This window comes from Jeotgalibacillus aurantiacus, from assembly GCF_020595125.1.
In the GTDB taxonomy this organism is placed as follows: domain Bacteria; phylum Bacillota; class Bacilli; order Bacillales; family Jeotgalibacillaceae; genus Jeotgalibacillus; species Jeotgalibacillus aurantiacus.
In genome coordinates, this window is the sequence record NZ_JACNMS010000007.1 from 80498 (window position 1) to 99981 (window position 19484).

At 44.6% G+C, this 19484-nt stretch carries 15 protein-coding genes; 6 read left to right on the forward strand and 9 right to left on the reverse strand.

Going from position 1 to position 19484, the window contains the following annotated elements:
* Nucleotides 1-151: 151 nt before the first annotated feature.
* From H7968_RS16540 to H7968_RS16555, 4 genes are all read right to left on the reverse strand, one after another.
* Nucleotides 152-1936: an acyl-CoA dehydrogenase family protein gene (locus tag H7968_RS16540; protein WP_227397176.1), complete on the reverse strand. Its 1785-nt coding sequence runs from the start codon at nt 1934-1936 to the stop codon at nt 152-154.
* Nucleotides 1937-2096: 160 nt separating this feature from the next.
* Nucleotides 2097-3275: an acetyl-CoA C-acetyltransferase gene (locus H7968_RS16545; protein ID WP_227397177.1), complete on the reverse strand. Its 1179-nt coding sequence runs from the start codon at nt 3273-3275 to the stop codon at nt 2097-2099.
* Nucleotides 3276-3356: 81 nt separating this feature from the next.
* Nucleotides 3357-5738 (reverse strand): 3-hydroxyacyl-CoA dehydrogenase/enoyl-CoA hydratase family protein, encoded by a 2382-nt coding sequence (locus H7968_RS16550; RefSeq protein WP_227397178.1) that lies wholly within the window; start codon nt 5736-5738, stop codon nt 3357-3359.
* A 566-nt stretch (nt 5739-6304) separates the two neighbouring features.
* Complete coding sequence (locus tag H7968_RS16555) at nt 6305-7222, reverse strand: proline dehydrogenase family protein (RefSeq protein ID WP_227397179.1); 918 nt, start codon at nt 7220-7222, stop codon at nt 6305-6307.
* A 179-nt stretch (nt 7223-7401) separates the two neighbouring features.
* On the opposite strand from H7968_RS16555, the gene H7968_RS16560 reads away from it, so the two are divergent.
* Nucleotides 7402-7629, forward strand: coding sequence for a hypothetical protein (locus H7968_RS16560; RefSeq protein WP_227397180.1), 228 nt, complete (start codon nt 7402-7404; stop codon nt 7627-7629).
* Between the two features lie 12 nt (nt 7630-7641).
* Nucleotides 7642-7935 (forward strand): spore coat protein, encoded by a 294-nt coding sequence (locus H7968_RS16565; protein WP_227397181.1) that lies wholly within the window; start codon nt 7642-7644, stop codon nt 7933-7935.
* Between the two features lie 404 nt (nt 7936-8339).
* On the opposite strand, the gene H7968_RS16570 is transcribed toward H7968_RS16565, so the two are convergent.
* Nucleotides 8340-8585 carry a DUF2573 family protein gene (locus H7968_RS16570; protein ID WP_227397182.1) on the reverse strand — a complete coding sequence of 82 codons (246 nt, stop codon included), beginning with the start codon at nt 8583-8585 and terminating at the stop codon, nt 8340-8342.
* A gap of 116 nt (nt 8586-8701) precedes the next feature.
* Nucleotides 8702-9520 (reverse strand): ABC transporter ATP-binding protein, encoded by an 819-nt coding sequence (locus H7968_RS16575; protein WP_227397183.1) that lies wholly within the window; start codon nt 9518-9520, stop codon nt 8702-8704.
* 189 nt (nt 9521-9709) lie between these two features.
* On the opposite strand from H7968_RS16575, the gene H7968_RS16580 reads away from it, so the two are divergent.
* The 3 genes from H7968_RS16580 to H7968_RS16590 all read left to right on the forward strand — a co-directional run bounded on the left by H7968_RS16580 (nt 9710) and on the right by H7968_RS16590 (nt 14173).
* Nucleotides 9710-10027, forward strand: a complete 318-nt coding sequence (locus tag H7968_RS16580) for a thioredoxin family protein (RefSeq protein ID WP_227397184.1) — start codon at nt 9710-9712, stop codon at nt 10025-10027.
* A gap of 21 nt (nt 10028-10048) precedes the next feature.
* Nucleotides 10049-10813 carry an HAD family hydrolase gene (locus H7968_RS16585; protein ID WP_227397185.1) on the forward strand — a complete coding sequence of 255 codons (765 nt, stop codon included), beginning with the start codon at nt 10049-10051 and terminating at the stop codon, nt 10811-10813.
* Nucleotides 10814-11095: 282 nt separating this feature from the next.
* Nucleotides 11096-14173: an efflux RND transporter permease subunit gene (locus H7968_RS16590; protein WP_227397186.1), complete on the forward strand. Its 3078-nt coding sequence runs from the start codon at nt 11096-11098 to the stop codon at nt 14171-14173.
* Nucleotides 14174-14503: 330 nt separating this feature from the next.
* Here the strand turns inward: H7968_RS16590 and H7968_RS16595 are convergent, their stop codons facing one another.
* Nucleotides 14504-15469, reverse strand: coding sequence for a class F sortase (locus H7968_RS16595; RefSeq protein ID WP_227397187.1), 966 nt, complete (start codon nt 15467-15469; stop codon nt 14504-14506).
* A gap of 377 nt (nt 15470-15846) precedes the next feature.
* On the opposite strand from H7968_RS16595, the gene H7968_RS16600 reads away from it, so the two are divergent.
* Nucleotides 15847-17262 (forward strand): alanine/glycine:cation symporter family protein, encoded by a 1416-nt coding sequence (locus H7968_RS16600; protein WP_227397188.1) that lies wholly within the window; start codon nt 15847-15849, stop codon nt 17260-17262.
* A 214-nt stretch (nt 17263-17476) separates the two neighbouring features.
* On the opposite strand, the gene H7968_RS16605 is transcribed toward H7968_RS16600, so the two are convergent.
* Nucleotides 17477-18178: a DsbA family oxidoreductase gene (locus H7968_RS16605; RefSeq protein ID WP_227397189.1), complete on the reverse strand. Its 702-nt coding sequence runs from the start codon at nt 18176-18178 to the stop codon at nt 17477-17479.
* A gap of 204 nt (nt 18179-18382) precedes the next feature.
* Nucleotides 18383-19348: a S66 family peptidase gene (locus tag H7968_RS16610; protein ID WP_227397190.1), complete on the reverse strand. Its 966-nt coding sequence runs from the start codon at nt 19346-19348 to the stop codon at nt 18383-18385.
* Between the last annotated feature and the right edge of the window lie 136 nt (nt 19349-19484).

Here is a 19484-nt window from a genome sequence, read left to right on the forward strand (position 1 = left end):
CAACCACTCCTTCTGTTTATATGTTTAAAAGTTTAAACATATAATAATAGTAAAGCCCCTATATGTCAATGACTTACTCTTCCTTTTATCATCAATTCTTAAACATTAAAAAGAGCACCCTATAAAAGAGTGCTCCAAGTTTGCTTAATGATCAAACCACAAATTTCTCAGCCGTAATCAGTGTTGCAGCTGCTTCGCGTTTCTTTGGAATCAGGTTCACTGGCGTGTAGCGAGTGAATTTGCGAAGGGCAGACAGCATCATGCGAAGTGTGTCGCCGCTCTCAGCTGCGATCAGTGTTTCTTTCGCGTGTCCTTCGATTTCGTTGAATGCTTCCTGACAGAAGATTTGTGTGTAAAGAACTTTTTGCTGGTTCTTTTCAAGGCCTGACTTTTCAACTGCTTTTTGTGTACGGAGAAGAGCAGATTCCATCGCGTAAGCAAGTGATACGATATCTGCAATGTTTACCAGGATTTCCTGTTCTGCTTCAAGTGCTTTTCCGTATTTCTGAGCAGCAAGACCGGCAGCTAAAAGACCGATTTTCTTTGCATTTTTCACAAGGTATGCTTCCTGCGCCAGCGGCTCGTCACTGATTTCTTCAGGCATCATCGTCATCAGTTCACCCTGAAGCGCCTGTGCTTTTTGAAGAAGTGGAAGCTCGCCTTTCATTGCTTTACGCAGGTAAGTTCCTGGAACGAGAAGACGGTTGATTTCGTTTGTTCCTTCGAAAATACGGTTGATACGGGAGTCACGGTAAATTCGCTCAACCTCATATTCCTGCATGAAGCCGTAACCGCCGTGAAGCTGAACAGCCTCATCCGCGATATAGTCAAGTGTTTCAGTTCCAAACACTTTGTTCAGTGAGCACTCAATCGCATATTCAGCGATTGATTTTGCTACTTCTTTTCCATCCTTAATTTCCTCATCAGAAAGCTGGCTCATACGGTCTTCGAACAGACCAACTGTACGGTACACAGAGCTTTCTGTTGCATAAAGCTTTGCACCCATTGTCGCAAGCTTTTCTTTTGTCAGGTTAAAAGAAGAGATCGGCGTATTGAACTGCTTACGCTCGTTTGTATATTTAACTGCAAGCTCAAGCGCACGCTTAGAAGCACCAACCGTACCTACTCCAAGCTTGTAACGTCCAATGTTCAGGATGTTAAACGCGATCACATGTCCTTTACCGTGCTCACCAAGAAGATTCTCAACCGGTACTTCAGCATCTTCAAGGATCAGTGTACGTGTAGAGGAACTCTTAATACCCATTTTCTTTTCTTCAGCGCCTACTGACACGCCTGGGAATTCACGTTCAACGATAAATGTAGAGAAGTGTTCTCCGTCGATTTTTGCATAAACAACAAATACGTCAGCAAAACCGGCATTGGTGATCCACTGCTTTTCACCGTTTAACACGTAGTGAGTACCTGCTTCGTTCAGCTTAGCCGTCGTTTTAGCACCAAGTGCATCCGATCCCGAACCCGGCTCTGTTAATGCGTAAGCAGCGATTTTTTCACCTGTTGCAAGGGCTGGCAGATACTTTTGCTTCTGTTCTTCGTTTCCGAAAAGAACGATTGGCAGAGATCCGATTCCAACGTGTGCACCGTGTGTAATGGAGAAGCCGCCTGCACGTGACATTTTTTCAGCAATTAAAGCTGAGCTGATCTTATCAAGTCCAAGGCCGCCGTACTCTTCAGGAACATCCGCTCCAAGAAGACCAAGCTCACCAGCTGATTTTAACAGCTTGACTGAACGGTCAAACTCATGATTTTCGATGTGCTCCACTTCAGGAACGACTTCGTTTAATACGTAATCCTCAGTTGTTTTGGCAATCATTTTCTGTTCATCTGTGTAATCCTCCGGTGTGAATACGCTTGCTGCTTCCACATCCTCAATTAGAAAACTTCCGCCTTTTACAAGCTGTTTTGTTTCGTTTGACATGAAAAATTCCTCCCTGTTTGTTCGTTTAGTTTGAGACTCATTTCCCTTGGAACCGGATCCTGCAAACTGAGCAGAAATGGGACAACGCAAGACCCGGTTGCAAGGGACCGTTCGTGATGGAACGGCGCACCTTTAAAAGCACGAATGAGCCATTAATGAATTAGTTAATCATTTCAAATACGCCGGCAGCACCCATTCCGCCACCGATACACATCGTGACAACTCCAAACTGCTGCTGTCTGCGCTGCAGTTCATGAAGCAGTGACAGTGTCAGCTTTGCACCTGTACAGCCAAGTGGATGACCAAGGGCAATAGCGCCACCATTTACATTGATAATATCTTCATTCAGTCCAAGCTGTCTGATGACCTGAATTGACTGGGAAGCAAAGGCTTCATTCAGTTCGAAGAGATCAATATCAGAAAGTGAAAGGCCTGCGAGTTTCAATGCTTTCGGAATCGCTTCAACCGGACCAACACCCATGATCTCTGGTGGTACGCCTCCTACTGCAAATGAACGGAACTTCGCAATCGGCTTTAAACCTAACGCTTCAGCCTTTTCACGTTCCATCACCATGACAGCAGCGGCTCCATCACTCGTCTGAGAAGCATTACCTGCAGTGACACTTCCCGTTGTGGAAAATGCCGGGCGGAGTCTGCTCAGTGATTCAACGGTTGAATCAGCACGAACACCTTCATCCTGTGTGAACTGGATTGTTCTTTCCTGAAGCTGATTGTCTCTTCCGACAGAACGGAACGTCACATCTACCGGTACGATTTCATCATCAAACTTTCCTTCAGCAAGCGCCTTTGCTGCCTTCTGGTGACTGCGAACGGCAAATGCATCCTGATCCTCACGTGAGATGCCATACTTTTGAGCAACCTGCTCTGCTGTATGACCCATACTCATATAATACTCAGGCATTTCTTCCGCAATTTTGACATTCGGTCGCACAGTGTGACCCATCATCGGCACAAGACTCATGGATTCTGCTCCACCGGCAATGACCGTGTCAGCCTGCCCAAGCATAATGCGCTCAGCACCATATGCAATAGACTGAAGTCCTGATGAACAGTAGCGGTTAATCGTAATTGCCGGAACCGTATAAGATAATCCTGCAAGCGCGCCGATATTACGCGCCATATTCATTCCCTGTTCTGCTTCCGGCATCGCACAACCGAAAATCAGATCATCGATTTCCCCATCATAATTTCCTGCACGCTTTAATGTTTCGCGGACTGCAAGTGCTCCCAAATCATCCGGACGCACATGAGCCAGCGTTCCTTTTTTTGCTTTTCCGACCGGAGTTCTTGCTCCAGCCACAATCACTGCTTCACGCATGGTGCTCCCCCTTTATGTCTCATCGATTCTTTCAATCTATGAATGCAGCGGCTGAAAAACTAAGCCTGCTGCCATCTTTAATTAGTTACGAAGCGGTCTGCCTTTTACGAGCATGTGCTGCATTCTCATTTGAGATTTCTGTTCCTGAATCAGGCTCAGGAAGGCTTCTCTCTCAAGGCGAAGCAGATATTCTTCATCAACTTCTGTACCAAACGGAACTTTTCCACCTGCAATCACATATGCAAGCTTTTTGGCGATTTTCAGATCATGCTCTGAGATAAAGCCTGACTGGTGCATCGACTGTGCCCCAAGCAATAATGTTGCGTAACCTGTTTCACCGACAACCGGTACTTTCTTTTTAACAGGAGCTGTATAGTGCTCCGCTAAATGAATGACCGCCTGCTTCGCGTCATAAATGAGGTGATCTCCATTGACACTGATGCCGTCTGACGCTGTCAGGAAGTGATTGTCACGCGCTTCAGCAGCTGATGTTGACACCTTCGCCATCGCAATCGTTTCAAACACTTTGTTCGCAACTTTCTGAAGGTCGAAATCAACACCCTTTGGAAGTGAGTTGTAGTAATTCAGGTAAAGCTCTTTATTTCCACCACCGCCAGGGATTAAGCCAACACCGACTTCAACAAGTCCCATATACGTTTCAGCTGATGCCTGAATGTGATCAGCCGGCAGACAAACCTCTGTTCCACCGCCGAGCGTCATTCCGAATGGTGCAGCCACAACAGGGAACGAGCTGTATTTCAGCTTCATCATCGCTTCCTGGAAATGCTTCACGACCATATCGATTTCAAACACGTTATCATCCTGCGCTTCCATCAGGATCATCGCAAGGTTCGCACCAACACAGAAGTTCTTGCCCTGGTTCCCGATAACAAGACCTTTATAGTTTTTAGACACTTCCTCAACCGCGAAATTAATCATCTGGATAATGTCCATACCAATCGCATTATTCGGCGAGTGGAATTCAAGAAGCGCAACGCCATCTCCAAGATCAATCAGGCTTGCACCCGTGTTCTTTTTAATGACACCCTGCTTTTTCTTCAGCTGCTTCAGGTTGATCGCTTTTTCATTTCCAACGATCAAACGGTATTCACCGTTATAATAGAAGAAAAGATCTCCATTTTCTTCTTTGTAGAAGGAGTCATGACCGTTTGCGATCATCTCTTCCACCCACGCAGGAACGTGTAAGCCTTCAGCCTTCATTCTTTCAACTGATTTTGCTACACCAATGGCATCCCACGTTTCAAAAGGACCCTTTTCCCAGCCGAAGCCCCATTTCATCGCCTGATCAATACCGGTAATATCGTCTGCAATCTCACCTGTCAGTTCAGCCGAGTACACAAGAACCGGTGCAAGAATTGACCATAACAGCTCAGATGCACGGTCTTTACCGTAAACAAGCGTCTTCAGCTTGCCGGAGAAGCCTTTCTCCTGCTTCGCCATCTCAACAGAGGCAGCCTTCAATTTTCCGCGTGCTTCATACTCCATTGATTCAGGATTCAGCTGCAGGATTTCCTTGCCTTCCTTCTTAAAGAATCCCTGACCTGACTTACTTCCAAGCCAGCCATTGTCACGCATTTGAAGCATAAAGTCCGGAACTTCAAACACTTCTTTTTCCTGACCGTCCACTTTGTCATAGACGTTTTTCGCTACGTGAATGAATGTATCAAGTCCTACTACATCCAGCGTACGGAATGTCGCACTCTTCGGACGCCCGATCAGCGGTCCCGTTACGGAGTCAACCTCCCCAACACTGTATCCGCCTTTCAGCATCTCTTTTACCGTGACGAGCAGACCGTATGTACCGATGCGATTGGCAATAAAGTTCGGCGTATCCTTCGCAAATACGACTCCTTTACCCAGAACATCCTCACCGAATACCTTCATAAACTGAACGACTTCCGGGTCCGTATCCGCTGTAGGAATGACTTCCAGCAGCTTCAGATAACGTGGCGGGTTAAAAAAGTGAGTTCCAAGGAAGTTCTTTCTGAAATTCTTCGAACGTCCCTCAGTCATCGCCTCAATGGAGATCCCTGACGTATTCGAGCTGACAATACTGTCCTGCTTTCGGTACTGCTCCACTTTCTCAAACACTTTCTTTTTCACATCAAGATTTTCAACAACCACTTCAATAATCCAGTCCACTTCACCAAGCTGCTCAAGATGATCCTCAAGGTTACCAGCCTGAATCAGTGCTGCATTTGACTTCGTCGCAAGCGGTGCCGGTTTTTGTTTGAATAATTTTTTAATGGCTCCTTCACTGAAGCGGTTGCGCACTGCGCGATCTTCTAGTGTAAGGCCTTTTGCTTTTTCCTCATCCGTTAATTCATTCGGAACGATGTCTAACAGCATCGCTGGAATACCGATATTAGCTAAATGTGCTGCAATGCCAGATCCCATGACGCCTGATCCGATAACGGCAGCTTTTTGAATACGTCTGCTCAACTGAATATCCCCCTTATTGTGCATTTCCGTTTATTGAATGAATCATCATTCATTTTTTGGATAAAAAAATATAAGAAAATTCTTTACAATTTCATTTTAATGGATGGCACACTATTAATCAACCATTAAAAAAGCGCTTTCATTATTTTATGTAAAAAAATGAGTGGTGTGACTGTGATTTATTGATTTGAGTGTATTTATTAAAAACCGTACCGGGGGATTCCTCCGCTTTCCGCGGCCGCGCGGTGAGCCAGCTAATGCTTCGCATTACGCTGTCTCACCTGTCGCTCCTCTGCCGCAGGGAGTCTGCGGAATCCCCCGGTACTTTTATTGTTTTAATAAAATTGAATTTAATGCAAAAACCTCACACCCACATATAACAGATGCCAAAATGAAAATCTTTAATAACTCTCTTAAAATTCCACCTATGCATATTTCAATAAAAAAGGGCCGTATTCCCCCGGAGACTCCTGTGGCGGAAAGGGACAGGTGAAACCGATGTGCGAAGCACAGCGGGTTCACCGCCCGGCCACGGAAAGCGCAGGGGGAATACGGCCCGGTTATGTTTATTTACTGATAATCCCTTTAGCAACAAATGCCACGTTGGCTGGGCGTTCTGCTAGGCGGCGCATGAAGTAGCCGTACCAGTCTGTCCCAAATGGCATGTATACGCGCATTTTGTAGCCTTTTTTATGAAGCTCGCGCTGAAGTTCTTCGCGGATGCCGAAAAGCATCTGGAATTCGAATTGATCAGCTGGAATATTATGCCCTTCGACCAGCTTGATTGTATAGTCAATGATCGCATCGTCATGTGTAGCAACGGCTGTGTAGTTGCCGTTTAGCAGATGCATTTTGATAATTTTACGGAAGTTTTCATCGACCTGGCTTTTTTCTGTGTAGGCGACTTCAGGTGATTCTTTGTAAGCGCCTTTTACGAGTCTCAGGTTTGGTGAAAATTCATTCAGGGCGACCATGTCTTCTTCTGTACGGTACAGGTATGCCTGAATCACGGTGCCAATGTTGTCGTATTCAGATTTGAGCTGTTTGAAAATGTTGAGTGTCTTGCCGCATCTTTCGTAGTCTTCCATGTCAATGGTGACAAATACGTTATGTTGAACCGCAGCATCAAGGATTCTGCGCATGTTTTCAAGTGCAATCTCTTCTGAAAGGTCAAGGCCCATTGATGTCAGCTTGAGTGACAGCTGTGAATCAAGGTTGTGTTCACCGATCGCGTGCACGGCTTTCACACATTGATCAGTCATCTCTGCAGCTTCCTGTTCGTTATCTATAAATTCACCCAGATAATCAAGCGTGACGCAAAGCCCTTCTTCATTAAGTTTTTTGATGGCTTCAACCGCCTGCTCAACTGTTTCACCAGCTACAAAGCGCGCTGCTCCGAAACGCAGTCCGTACTGCTTTGCCGCCTTAGTCATCGGCTTATTTTTAGATAAAAACAAAAAGAAATCACGCATCACTCGTTCCATGATGTAAACCCCCTGAATCAAATATTTCCTGCAAGCGCTTTCTATTTTTTGAAAATAGGAAATCGTTACATGAATCAGTCTAATTCTATCATTAATCCTTTTATTTGAATACAAGGAAAGGTGCATAAAACCTGAATTATTTGGACAAATTAAGTCTGATTTTAAAGGAGGGATAAGAGATGAATCAACAGTCACTTTCTACGAAGGATGTTCTTTATCTGAAGGATGTTCTTGAATGGAACATGCTTGCGGCGAAGAAAGCGCATTACGCTGCCGCTCAGTGTACGAATCCTCAATTAAAAGCACAGCTTGAAACATGCTGCACGATGCACAGAAATCACTATGAGAAAACAACAGCTTTCCTGGCAGGCCAGTCACAGCAGACACAGCCGGGACAAATTCAATAAGGAGGAATCAGCATGCAGGAGATTCAGACAAACGCCGTCATGACCGATCGTGACTGGGCAACGGATATTCTTATTCTCGAAAAACATCTGGCAGTCAGCTACAGTGTAGCCGCCAATGAAGCCAGTAATCAGCCGCTGTTTCAATTTATCCAGTCTATTTCAGAGGAAACAGCACGACAGCAGCACACACTTTATTCTTTAATGCAGCAGCAGAACTGGTACAAACCTGAGCAGGAAACACCGAACAAAATCCAGACCGCTGCCCAGCAGGCAAGAACCGACCAAAGCCAGCTGCCGTTGAGTTAAGTAGGTTAGAATTTCAGCCTTAAATGTGTGTGATTTTTTTCAATTGTCGCGATACAATGTTTCGCGCGGATCAGCCTTGCTTAATATCGTTAGCTACTACGCGGCAATTTGAAATAAGCGGATTATAAACAATAGGGCTGGGGGACATCCGCAGACTCCTATGGCGGAAAGGGACAGGTGAAACCGATGTGCGAAGCACAGCGGGTTCACCGCCCGGCCACAGAAAAGCGGAGACGGGCGTTTAGGGACGTACAAACTGGACTGGCCACGACGGAGATAAAGGAAACACAGCGAACGCAGTGAGCTGATGTTGACTTATCGGACGAGGGGTCGGGAAGTTTGCTAGTCCCTGCCCGTCGTAGCTAGACAATGGAAAGCGGAGGATGTCCCCCAGCCCGGTTTTCTTATGTATGCTTCTTCTCTTCTCTCAGCACTTTATTTTTCCGCTGAATATCAGCCACAATTTTTTTCATGTCCTCTTTCCCTTCCGGATAAAGAGCGTTCCAATGCTTCGCTAAGGCCGGCATGGATTTGGCGATATGGTTATAGAGAATATACAGTTTGATTTCTTCGATAGATTCTTCAGAAGTATCTCCGGTCAGTAGTTCTGCGTATTTTTCTACCATTGCATCTATTTTTTCGTTTATCATGACAGACTTCCTCCTTTAAAAAGATAAAAACCGCCAAATAGACGGTTTCATCATTTTTCTTAATCAGTGTTTATCTATACAGTAGCTGACTCTCGAAATGATCGAATCTGGTCAGTTTACTGGGCCACTGCCGGATTAGCGGGTTGCTGAACGATGCAGCGTCCTCTTCCGTGAGGGATGCACAACGGCGTACCGAACAGCGGATCCGTTGTGACCTGGCAGTTCATTTCGAAAACGTGGCGCACCATTTCACAGCTGATAACTTCTTCCGGTTTCCCCTGTTTGTAGACGGTACGGTCTTTTACGGCAATCAGGTTGTGAGCATAGCGGCAGGCAAGGTTTAAATCGTGAAGAACCATAACGATGGTCCGATTCTCACGTTCATTTAATTCGAACAGCAGATCGAGAATTTCGATTTGGTGTGTCATGTCAAGATACGTGGTTGGTTCGTCCAGCAGGATGATGTCTGTGTCCTGTGCCAGTGTCATGGCAATCCAGGCACGCTGACGCTGTCCTCCGGAAAGTTCGTCCACAAAGCGGTCCTGAAGCTCAGTCATTCCGGTAGACGCGAGTGCATTTTGAACGGCTTTTTCGTCTTTGGCAGACCATTGCTGAAGGAATCCCTGATAAGGGTAGCGCCCCTGCTTAACGAGTTGAAGTACCGTAAGTCCTTCAGGTGCAACGGGTGACTGTGGCAGGATCGCCATTTCCTGAGCAACCTTGCGTGAGGAGTAGCGGTTAATTTCTTTTCCATTTAACAGAACATCTCCGTCATGCGGCTTTAACAGGCGGGCCATAGAACGCAGCAGGGTTGATTTGCCGCATCCATTTCCTCCGATTAAAACGGAGATCTCCCCTTTTGGTATTGTTAAATTCAGTTCTTCTATAATAATGGAATCTCCATATCCAAGTGTAAGTGACTGAGTTTTAAGCATCGGCTCTTGTCTCCTTTAATTTCCTTCGCAATCGTCGCAGTCGTACAATTAATCTGTTATTAAGTCTAGCTGAGAATCACTCTCAAGTCAATGATCCTGAGAATCATTATCAGTTTTTTCACACATTAATCACTTTCTTTTGCGTTTTAGGGTTAAACCTTTTATGATTTCACTATGGAGGGATGAATGATGCAAGGAATTAAAAATACTGAACAATTTAAAGAGGCAATTAACAGCAACGATCCGGTTATTGTGAAATTTACTGCTGACTGGTGTCCGGATTGCCGCAGAATGGACATGTTCATTGATGACATTATGGATGAATATAACGGCTATAAATGGTTCAATCTGAATCGTGATGAGCTGCCGGAAATCGCAGATGAACAGGAAGTCATGGGCATTCCAAGTCTTCTTATTTTCCAAAACGGCGAAAAGAAGGCGCATTTGCATTCTGCCAATGCAAAATCACCTGAACAGGTAACAGAATTTTTAGAGGCCCAAAAATAAAAGTTAAACGGAGGGTCAGCGATGTCAATCAGGACGATTCAGATTGGGGATCAACCCATTTCAGCATCCGTCATTGCGTTTGACAAAGACGGTACGTTATTCCAGGCTGAGCCTTTCTGGATTGCGTTAAATAAAGAAAGAAAAAAACGTTTTGTTTCGATCGCCGGTCTTCACAACGGTGATTTGTGGGACCGGATGATGGGTGTCAGCAGCAATGCTGTGGATCACAGTGGTCTGCTCGCCATTGCAGGTGAAAGTGAAGAGAAAATCGCCATTGCAGCCCTCATTTATCAGCAGACGCAAAAGCCATGGATTGAATCGCTGGCTCTATCTGAAAAACTGCTTGAAGAAAGCAACCGTTCTCTCAGAATACAGGATGCCTTTATTCCGACGCCCGGTGCCAGAGACCTCCTTTATTCATTAAAGGAAGCCGGTTACGTGGTCGGCATTGTGACGTCTGATCAGCATGACCGGACCGTTGAATGTCTGAAGCTTCTGGACTTCCACAAGAAAGCCGATTTTATCGTGACCCCTGCTGCTGTTGCACATGGCAAACCGGCACCTGACATGCTTGAAAAAGTACTTCGTAACTTTACAGTGCCTGCTCATGAAGTGCTGGTTGTTGGCGACAGCATTGTGGATTTGATGATGTCAAAAGCGGCCGGATGTAAAAGTGTCCTCGTGAATGAAAAGCCTGATATACTGGAGCAGCTTGCCCCATTGGCAGATTACGCAATCGAAGGCTTAAACGGTATGAAGGTTATATGGGAAAAAAGAGTTTATTAAACCGAACCACAGTTGATTCAACTGTGGTTTTTTGTGTGGTCAGATACCAAAAAATGTGTTCTTTTTTGAAACAGGAATGCATCCATTACCAGTGGGTCATCATGATTACAGAAAGGTTTTCTAAATCAAATGTTTAATCGCAATAATTCCCCTGAAATAACCATTTTCTTAGACTTGTTATGTGAAAACACACCCCGGCACCTTCTTTCTTGACACATCTGTCGGTAATGTGAAAAAGTAAGGTTATTCTACTACTACAAAGAGAAAGCAGGAGGTGCACACATGTTTGAGTGGGTGCTGAAAAGATCAAAGATTTTTATGATCTTATTTATTTTATTTGTCATTGTTGGAGTGCTGACTTTTCTTCAGCTTCCACAGCGTGAAATTCCGGAAACGCAAATTAACATTGCGACGGTTTCAACCGTTTATCCCGGAGCGACACCTGAAACGGTTGAGCAGAATGTAACCAATCCGATCGAACGGAATATTGAGGGAATTGACGGTGTTGAGGAATTCTCTTCCTCTTCCGCTGCAGGTTTTTCTCAAATCATTGTGACGATCGCAGAGGGAGCAGATAAACAGGAGACACTGTCTTCCATTCGTCAGGAAGTATCTGATGCGTCAGCCGGCTTCCCTGAAGAAGTGCTCGAAACTACCGTCAGTGAGGCCGCTGCCAATTTTCCAGTAGCTTCTTACATGATCACAGCGGAAAACCGCACAAGCTTCGATGGTCTTTCCACGATTATGGATACGTGGGATGAAGAAGTTTCAGCGATCCCCGGTGTCTCCAGCACGACTGTAAAAGGGGTTCAGGAAGATGAAATTATCATTACACTTGATTCTGACAGTCTCGGTGAAAATGGCCTCGCATTTCCGCAGGTGATGACAGCCATTAACGAGGAATTCAACCCTGTTCCACTAGGAAAACAGGAAAGTGATGGCACGATTTATCAGCTATCTATTGAATCCTATCAGGCAGTCGACGAAATTGAACAGGTCGTCATCGGTCAAAATCCACAGGGTGAAGCGGTACAGCTCTCAGATGTGGGTACTGTTGAAATTCAACCTAAGAAAACAGAAGATCTAATTACAATTGAGGATCGTCCGGCTGTTTCGTTTACCGTATTTTTAGATGAAGGCCAGGATATTCCGTCTGTTAATGAAGCAGTGGAAGAAAAGATAGCAGAGCTTGAAGAAACGCTGCCTGAAGACTTAACACTGGAGCCTTATTACTCTCAGGCTGACCTTGTTAACACGATTTTCGACGGATTGTTCCTGTCATTGGCGATCGCTGTGATCGCAGTTATCGTGACGAGCTCACTCGGTCTGACTGCAGGTGGTGCGATTGTTGTAGCCGTAGCCGTACCTGTATCCGTCTTAATGGGGATCATTCCGCTCCCTTCAGCAGGTGTTGACCTGAATCAGATTTCCGTCATCGGGGTCATTATTGCCCTCGGTATCCTGGTTGATGACTCCATTGTGGTGAACGATAATATCCAGCGCCGTTTCAAGCTCGGTGATAAAGCACTGCCGGGTGTCGTCACAGGCGTAAAAGAAGTGTGGGTATCCATTGTGACCTCATCTCTCGCCATTGTTTTTACCTTCCTCCCTCTTGTGTTTTTATCAGGAGGAAACGGTGCCTTTATCCGTGCGTTGCCAACCGTTCTGATTACAACGATTCTGGCATCAACGATTGTAGCGCTCGTGCTTGTACCAATGATGCGTTACAGCTTCTATAAAACAACGAAGAAAAAGGTTTCCGATTCGCCGGGTCTTTTAGGTAAGCCTCTGAACTGGATTGCCGATGTGTATGCAGATAAGTTATTGAAGAAAACAATTAAAAAACCATTTTTAACATCTCTTATCGGCCTAGTGCTGACAACGTTACTATTTGGGCTGGTGGTTTTAACACCATTTGAATTCTTCCCGGCTGCCGATCGTGAAGAGGTTACGGTGGACGTGACGCTTCCTATTGGAACGCCGCTTGAGGAGACGCTTGCTACCCTTCAGGAAATAGAGCAGACACTTCAGCAGGATGAAGGCGTTTATGAAACGTCCATTTTCGCCGGAACCGGACTGCCTAACCTGTTTAACAGCTCGCTTGATACAACCGGTGATTATACGGGACAAATTGTCGCGCGTGTAGACCGTGAAAATCAGACTTCACAGGGATTGATTGATGACTGGCAGGATGAACTTCGAAGCCAGTATCCTGATGCAACGATCTTTATGGAAACGATTCAGCAGGGACCGCCTACTGGCGCGCCAGTAACCGTTACGGTCGCTGGACCTGAGCTTGATCAGCTGATCAGTCTTCGTGATGAAGTGATGACAGAAATTGATGCACTAGGTGTTGATCTTGTACTGGATAACATTGGTGCAGAGGAACCTTCGATCGCCTACACACCAAATCGTGAAGCACTCGAAGAAAATAATATTTCGATTCAACAAATCAGCCAACAGATCCGTCTCGTGACAGAAGGCGTGCCAATGGCTGCGTTTGATGATGGTGTCACACAGCGTGATCTGAAAATCCTTGTGGACCCTGTTCCACAGGGAGAGGACATTCCTTTAGAGGACATTGAGATTCCAGCAGGCACTTCCACTCAGGGACCACCAACTCTTGTTCCGTTAAGTGACTTGGTGACTGCTGAGGAAACGTCACAGCTTCAAAGAATTCCACACGAAAATGGAGAACGTGCGATTACGATTCGCGCATTCCCTGGAGAAGTGGAAGACCTTGAAGCAAAAGTAACCGAGATTGTAGATAGTGTCAGAGCAGACCTGGATGCCGATTATACATTAACACTTGGCGGGGAAAACGAAGCTCAGGATGACTTCTTCTCAGAGATCATCTTACTGTTTATTATCGTGATCTTCCTTGTGTACCTGTTAATTGCGTTCCAGTTTAACTCACTATCCCTTCCATTCCTTGTGCTGGTAGCCGTTTATCTGGCCATTGCCGGAGCGATTCTCGGACTGTTTGTCACGCAGACACCGATCAGCTTCCTCGCTGTTATGGGAATGGTGTCACTGACAGGGATCGTCGTACGAAACTCTGTTGTACTGATTGACTTTATCGAACAGGGAATTAAAGAAGGAATGAGTGTAAAAGAAGCCGTGATTGAATCAGGACGCGTCAGAATCCGACCAATCGTGCTGACAGCTGTGACATCTATTGTTGCACTGATTCCGGTTGCTGTGAGTGGTGATGCACTGTTCACCCCACTTGCGATTACGATCATTGCCGGTATTTCATTCTCTACTTTATTAACACTGATTATCGTGCCGATGCTGTATCTTGTGTTCCTCCGTTTCAGACGTAAAGGAAAAGAACTTAAGGCAAGTGGACAATATTGATTTAAAAAGGGATGGAGCTATGTGCTTCATCCCTTTTTTTGATCTGTCTTAACGTCCATCTTCTAGTCGCTCAATCAACAGAAATGGTAGTGCTATTTACAATCCTACACTTTCTAGCGACAATCCTAATGACATGGTCGACAACTTTAATGCCAAGATCGACAAATTTATCCACGCTAGCCCAGCTAAGAGCAGAAATGGTGTTCCGATCGACAGAAACTGTCTCTCTTTCGACAGTATCAAGAGTGCGATCGACATCAACTCCAAATATCCTCTGACAGACAAAAGCCTGCCGTACCGGTTATCAAACGCGGTACGGCAGGCTTTATCTTATTGTGGTGGCAGGATGGCTTTTGCGGATTCCTTGCCGTCGATGGCAACGGATGATACGGCATAAATACCCTGTTCATCTTCGATCACAAGACTCTTACGTTCAAAATAAGAAACGCTGTCAATGTAATCAAATGTACCGTCTTCCTGCTTTTGATAAATGCGGTAGCCGACTACTTCTTTATCCCGTACTGCATACCATTTCAACAGGTTGCCTGTGAGTTCTACATTTTCAGGGACAGATGGTTCGTAATCAATTTCAACAGGTTCTTCTTCCACAAGCTGAGTATAGACAACGAGACGATCCGGGTATTGACCGGAGTCTCTGTTAAAAGAACCTGTGCAGGTGATCAGATTCAGATTCCGCTCGCCTGAAGGACCGAAAATACGCTCAATCGGTGCGCCATCAGCTGGATACGACTGAATATCTGTAACCGCAAAAGTGAGCGTTTCTCCATTTTCTCCAGTGACAATGATTTCGTCACCCTTTTGTAGGTTCTTCAATTCAAAAAACACTGCAGGTCCCCGGTAACTATCCACGTGACCAGCCAGAACTGAATTGCCTCTGGAACCCGGCATCACACCCGGCTCAAACCACCCGACTTCATTAACATCTTCAGGCACTTCCATTTCACCATTCTCAAGCATTCCCACTTGAATAACCGGCGCCTCAATCTCCAGTGATGGGATGGTTAAGCTGGCCGGTTTTAAAGGCGTCACTTCCGGTTCTCTTGCTGCCATTAACTCTTCATATTTTTCCAGATCCCGCTCCAGGATCGGAAATTCCTCTTCCTCTTTTTCAGCTACCGCCTCATCAAGCGATCCAAGTGTTTCATCACTTTCCTGAGCAGAAGCTGTTTCCTGTTGCTCCTGCGGTTCATATTTCTCACTGGCAAGTAACACGCCATACCCAACGAGAAATAACGCCGCCGCACTCATAACGGATAACATGATTTTTCTAACCACAGCACGTCACTTCCTTTTGAAGATCGATTCATACGAAGATAACGTTGAATCGTAGAAAATGGATCATTAAATTTGAAAAGAAAAAAATTTTTTCTAGAAAGACATTTGTCCTTTCCATGAAGATTTTATTTCGATTCTCTAATGGAAATGATTTTGTTACTGTAACGCTTCCGTTTACTAAAGGAAAGGGATTTTTCTGAATATTAACTGGAAATTAGTATGCATGATTTTGCATACTAATTTCTATTTTAAGAGAATTAAAATCGAAGGAACCTTAATAAATCAACATTCTTTCCTTTGATCTCCTATTTACAAGAGATGAATATTCATGTACATTATACAACATTCAGACAATTCGATCAGATGAGGTGGAGAACATGCAAGGAATTATTGATGGTTTAAACAATTTTTTATGGACGTATATCCTGATTGCCGGATTACTCGGTGCCGGTTTGTACTTCACAATTGCAACACGCTTTGTCCAGTTCCGTTACTTAAAAGAAATGGTACGTGTGCTCGGTGACAAATCAGTAGTGGTAGATGGAATGAAAAGCATTAGCTCTTTTAAATCGTTTTCTATTGGTGCCGCTACGCGTATCGGTACAGGAAATCTTGCAGGGGTCGCAGTCGCGATCGTCATTGGTGGACCGGGTGCTGTCTTCTGGATGTGGATCGTGGCACTTCTCGGAGGTGCGACGAGCTTCATCGAGAGTACATTGGCGCAAGTATACAAAGTACGTGACGGTAAAGCTTATCGAGGCGGACCTGCCTACTATATTGAAAGAGGATTGAATAAACGTTGGTTAGGCATCATTTTTGCCGTACTCATTGCCATCACGTTTGGATTAATTTTCAACTCAGTTCAAAGTAATACCATTTCACTCGCATTTGAAAGTGCATTCGGTATTGACCGTCTGGTTGTAGGTGGTATTGTAACTGTTCTTACAGGTATCATCATTTTCGGTGGCGTTCACCGTATTGCGAACTTCTCAAGTATCATCGTACCAGTTATGGCCGTGCTTTATATTGGCATTGCATTGATTGTTGTTGTAATGAACTTTTCTCAGATTCCTGCTGTATTTGCAACGATTGTCAGCAGCGCGTTCGGATTTGAACAGGCGCTTGGAGGCGGTATTGGTGCAGCGATTATGCAGGGTGTAAGACGTGGACTATTCTCGAACGAAGCCGGTATGGGTAGTGCACCAAACGCTGCAGCTACTGCAAACGTAAGCCACCCGGCAAAGCAGGGCTTTATCCAGACACTTGGTGTTTACGTAGATACACTTCTTGTGTGTTCTGCAACGGCATTCATTATCCTGGTTAACACAGATTATCAGTCAACAGGACTTGAAGGAATCGAACTTCTTCAGAGCTCACTGAGTGCTCAGGTTGGTGACTGGGCTGGCATCTTTATTGCCGCTGCGATCTTCATGTTCGCATTCAGCTCTATCATCGGAAGCTACTACTATGGTGAAACAAACATTGAATTTATCAAAAAGAGCAAAACAGCGCTTAACATTTATCGCGTTCTGACAATGGGACTTGTTATGTTCGGTTCATATGCAAGCCTTGGACTTGTATGGAGCATGGCTGACGTATTCATGGCCCTGATGACGATCATCAACATCATTGGAATCGTCCTGTTAAGCGGTATTGCGATCAAGGTTCTCAAGGACTATGAGCAGCAGCGTAGTCAGGGACTTGACCCAACCTTCAAACCGACAGCGCTCGGTATTAAAAATACAGACTGCTGGGATGAAATCCGCTACGAAGCGAAGAAGGATGCATCTTAATAGCGTTTTAGCTTAAAAGCCGTGCCTCGTGCACGGCTTTTTTGTGTTGTGGGGTTGTTGGGTTGCTTGCGGCGGGGATTTGACCACTTTTTGTGGTTATTCGACCAAACTTTTAGATGATTGAACAACTCTTTGGCGTTATTTGACCACTCTTTAAAATTTCACACAAAAAACCGGACAAACCTGAAAAACTCAGGTTTGTCCGGTTCATCTATTAAATATCACATGAATCATCCGTGCATGCATTTCCCTGTCCACCTACATTGACAAGCGGAGACTTATTCGTCTCATCCCACACCTGCTTTAATGCACCGGCGAACACTTCATCCGGCTGTGCACCTGAAATCGCATATTTTGATTCAAGTACAAAAAACGGAACACCCGTCACACCAATCTGAGACGCCGTCTGGATGTCTGCATTTACAGCATCAGCATAACGGTCACTCTCAAGCACCGACTTCACCTCATCACGATCAAGCCCGGCTTCAGCAGCAATTGCAAGCAACTCCTCATGCTCACCAAGATGCTTTCCTTCTATAAAGTAAGCCTTCAGCAGCAGCTCCGTCAGCTCTTTATCCTTCCCCTGCTCCATCGCAAAATGGGAAATGCGGTGAGCGTCCATCGTATTCGTACGCTTCATTTTGCTGAAGTCATAATCAAGACCGACTTCCTTCGCCTGCTGCACAACACCCTCAGTCATCTGAACCGCCTGCTCATATGACATGCCGTACTTCTTCGCAAGCGTCGTATACATATCCTCAGACGCATTCAGCGGCGCATTCGGATCCAGCTGAAAACTGCGGTAAACTACCTCCACCTGATCACGATGCTCAAATGACTCAAGCGCCTTCTCAAGCTTCCTCTTCCCTATATAACAAAACGGACATACATAATCAGACCAAACCTCAATCTTCATCAACAACCTGCCTCCTTCAAAAATACCTGATGCTATTATCATATCTTCTTTTTGTAAGGGAATCGAAAAATCTGCCTGAGGATGGTCGGGGCTGTGGTGGTACTTGGACACTTTCGTCTTGAGTTTGGACACTTTTTGACTCAGCCTGGTCACATCACTGCCCAGTTTAGATACTTTCGTGAAAAATTCTGTTGAGAAAGAGCTTTAAAACTGAGTAACTACAATTCGTTTTGATTGGCTATTCAACTCTACCCTACCGCCAATTGGAAATGTGAAAATCGGCTGTGTATGGCCGAAATCCACATCATACAAAACCGGAATCGATTTAAGGATTGGTAATTTATCAAGTAAAAATAAAAGCTGCTCCTCGGTCATTTTAGATTCGCGTTGAAAACGCCCAATAACTAAGCCATTTATTTTTCCTCCTGATTGAATCAAAGACACTAAATCACGTGAAAAAGTTTCAGGAATCGTCATTTCATCATCTTCAATAAATAAAATGCTATCTTCGAGATTCGGCATATACGAAGTTCCCTGAAGTAAATTTAACGTGCACAAATTACCACCATAAACTTGACCACTTGCTTGTCCTTCGTTGTATACCTTCCAAGCTGTTTTCTCAAGCTTTCGATTTTTTTGATCTAAAAACCAAAGATCGTCGCTCCATTCTAGAGATGGTGTAATTTCATATGAATTAGTTTGCATTAAGCATGCTTTAAAAAACTTTGTTTGATAATCCTGTAATTTCTCCATGTGAAAACTGGAAAAGTGTGGACCCGAATATGTGACCAACCCTGTTTTCGTTGTAATAGCAGTTGCAATGGCAGTTATATCACTATAGCCACAAAGTATTTTAGGGTTTTGCCTAATACACTCATAATCCAAATAAGGTAGTAATTCATTACTGTTAAATCCGCCAATAGCCGTTAAAATCCCTTTAACATTTGGATCTAGAAAAGCATTATGAATGTCATTTAACCTTTGTTGAATACTTGATGAATTATGTAAATCACTTTCAAAAATATGCTTACCGAAAGTGACAATTAAACCTAATTCTTCTAGACTTTTTTTTGCTACTTGTATTCCTTGCTCTGACAAAATACTTGCACTTCTACTCGGAGCAATAATTCGAACTTCATCTCCAACTTGGAGTTTTTCTGGTGTAATCATATAAATAAGTCCCCCAATCCCCGATTGTATTTACGTTGATATGTTGCTTTCTCGTTGCTAAAACATTTACATATCAGTCTTAAAGATAAAAAGTTTGGCAGCGAGCGAAGAATGCCCCCCTGTCCAGTCTTTCATC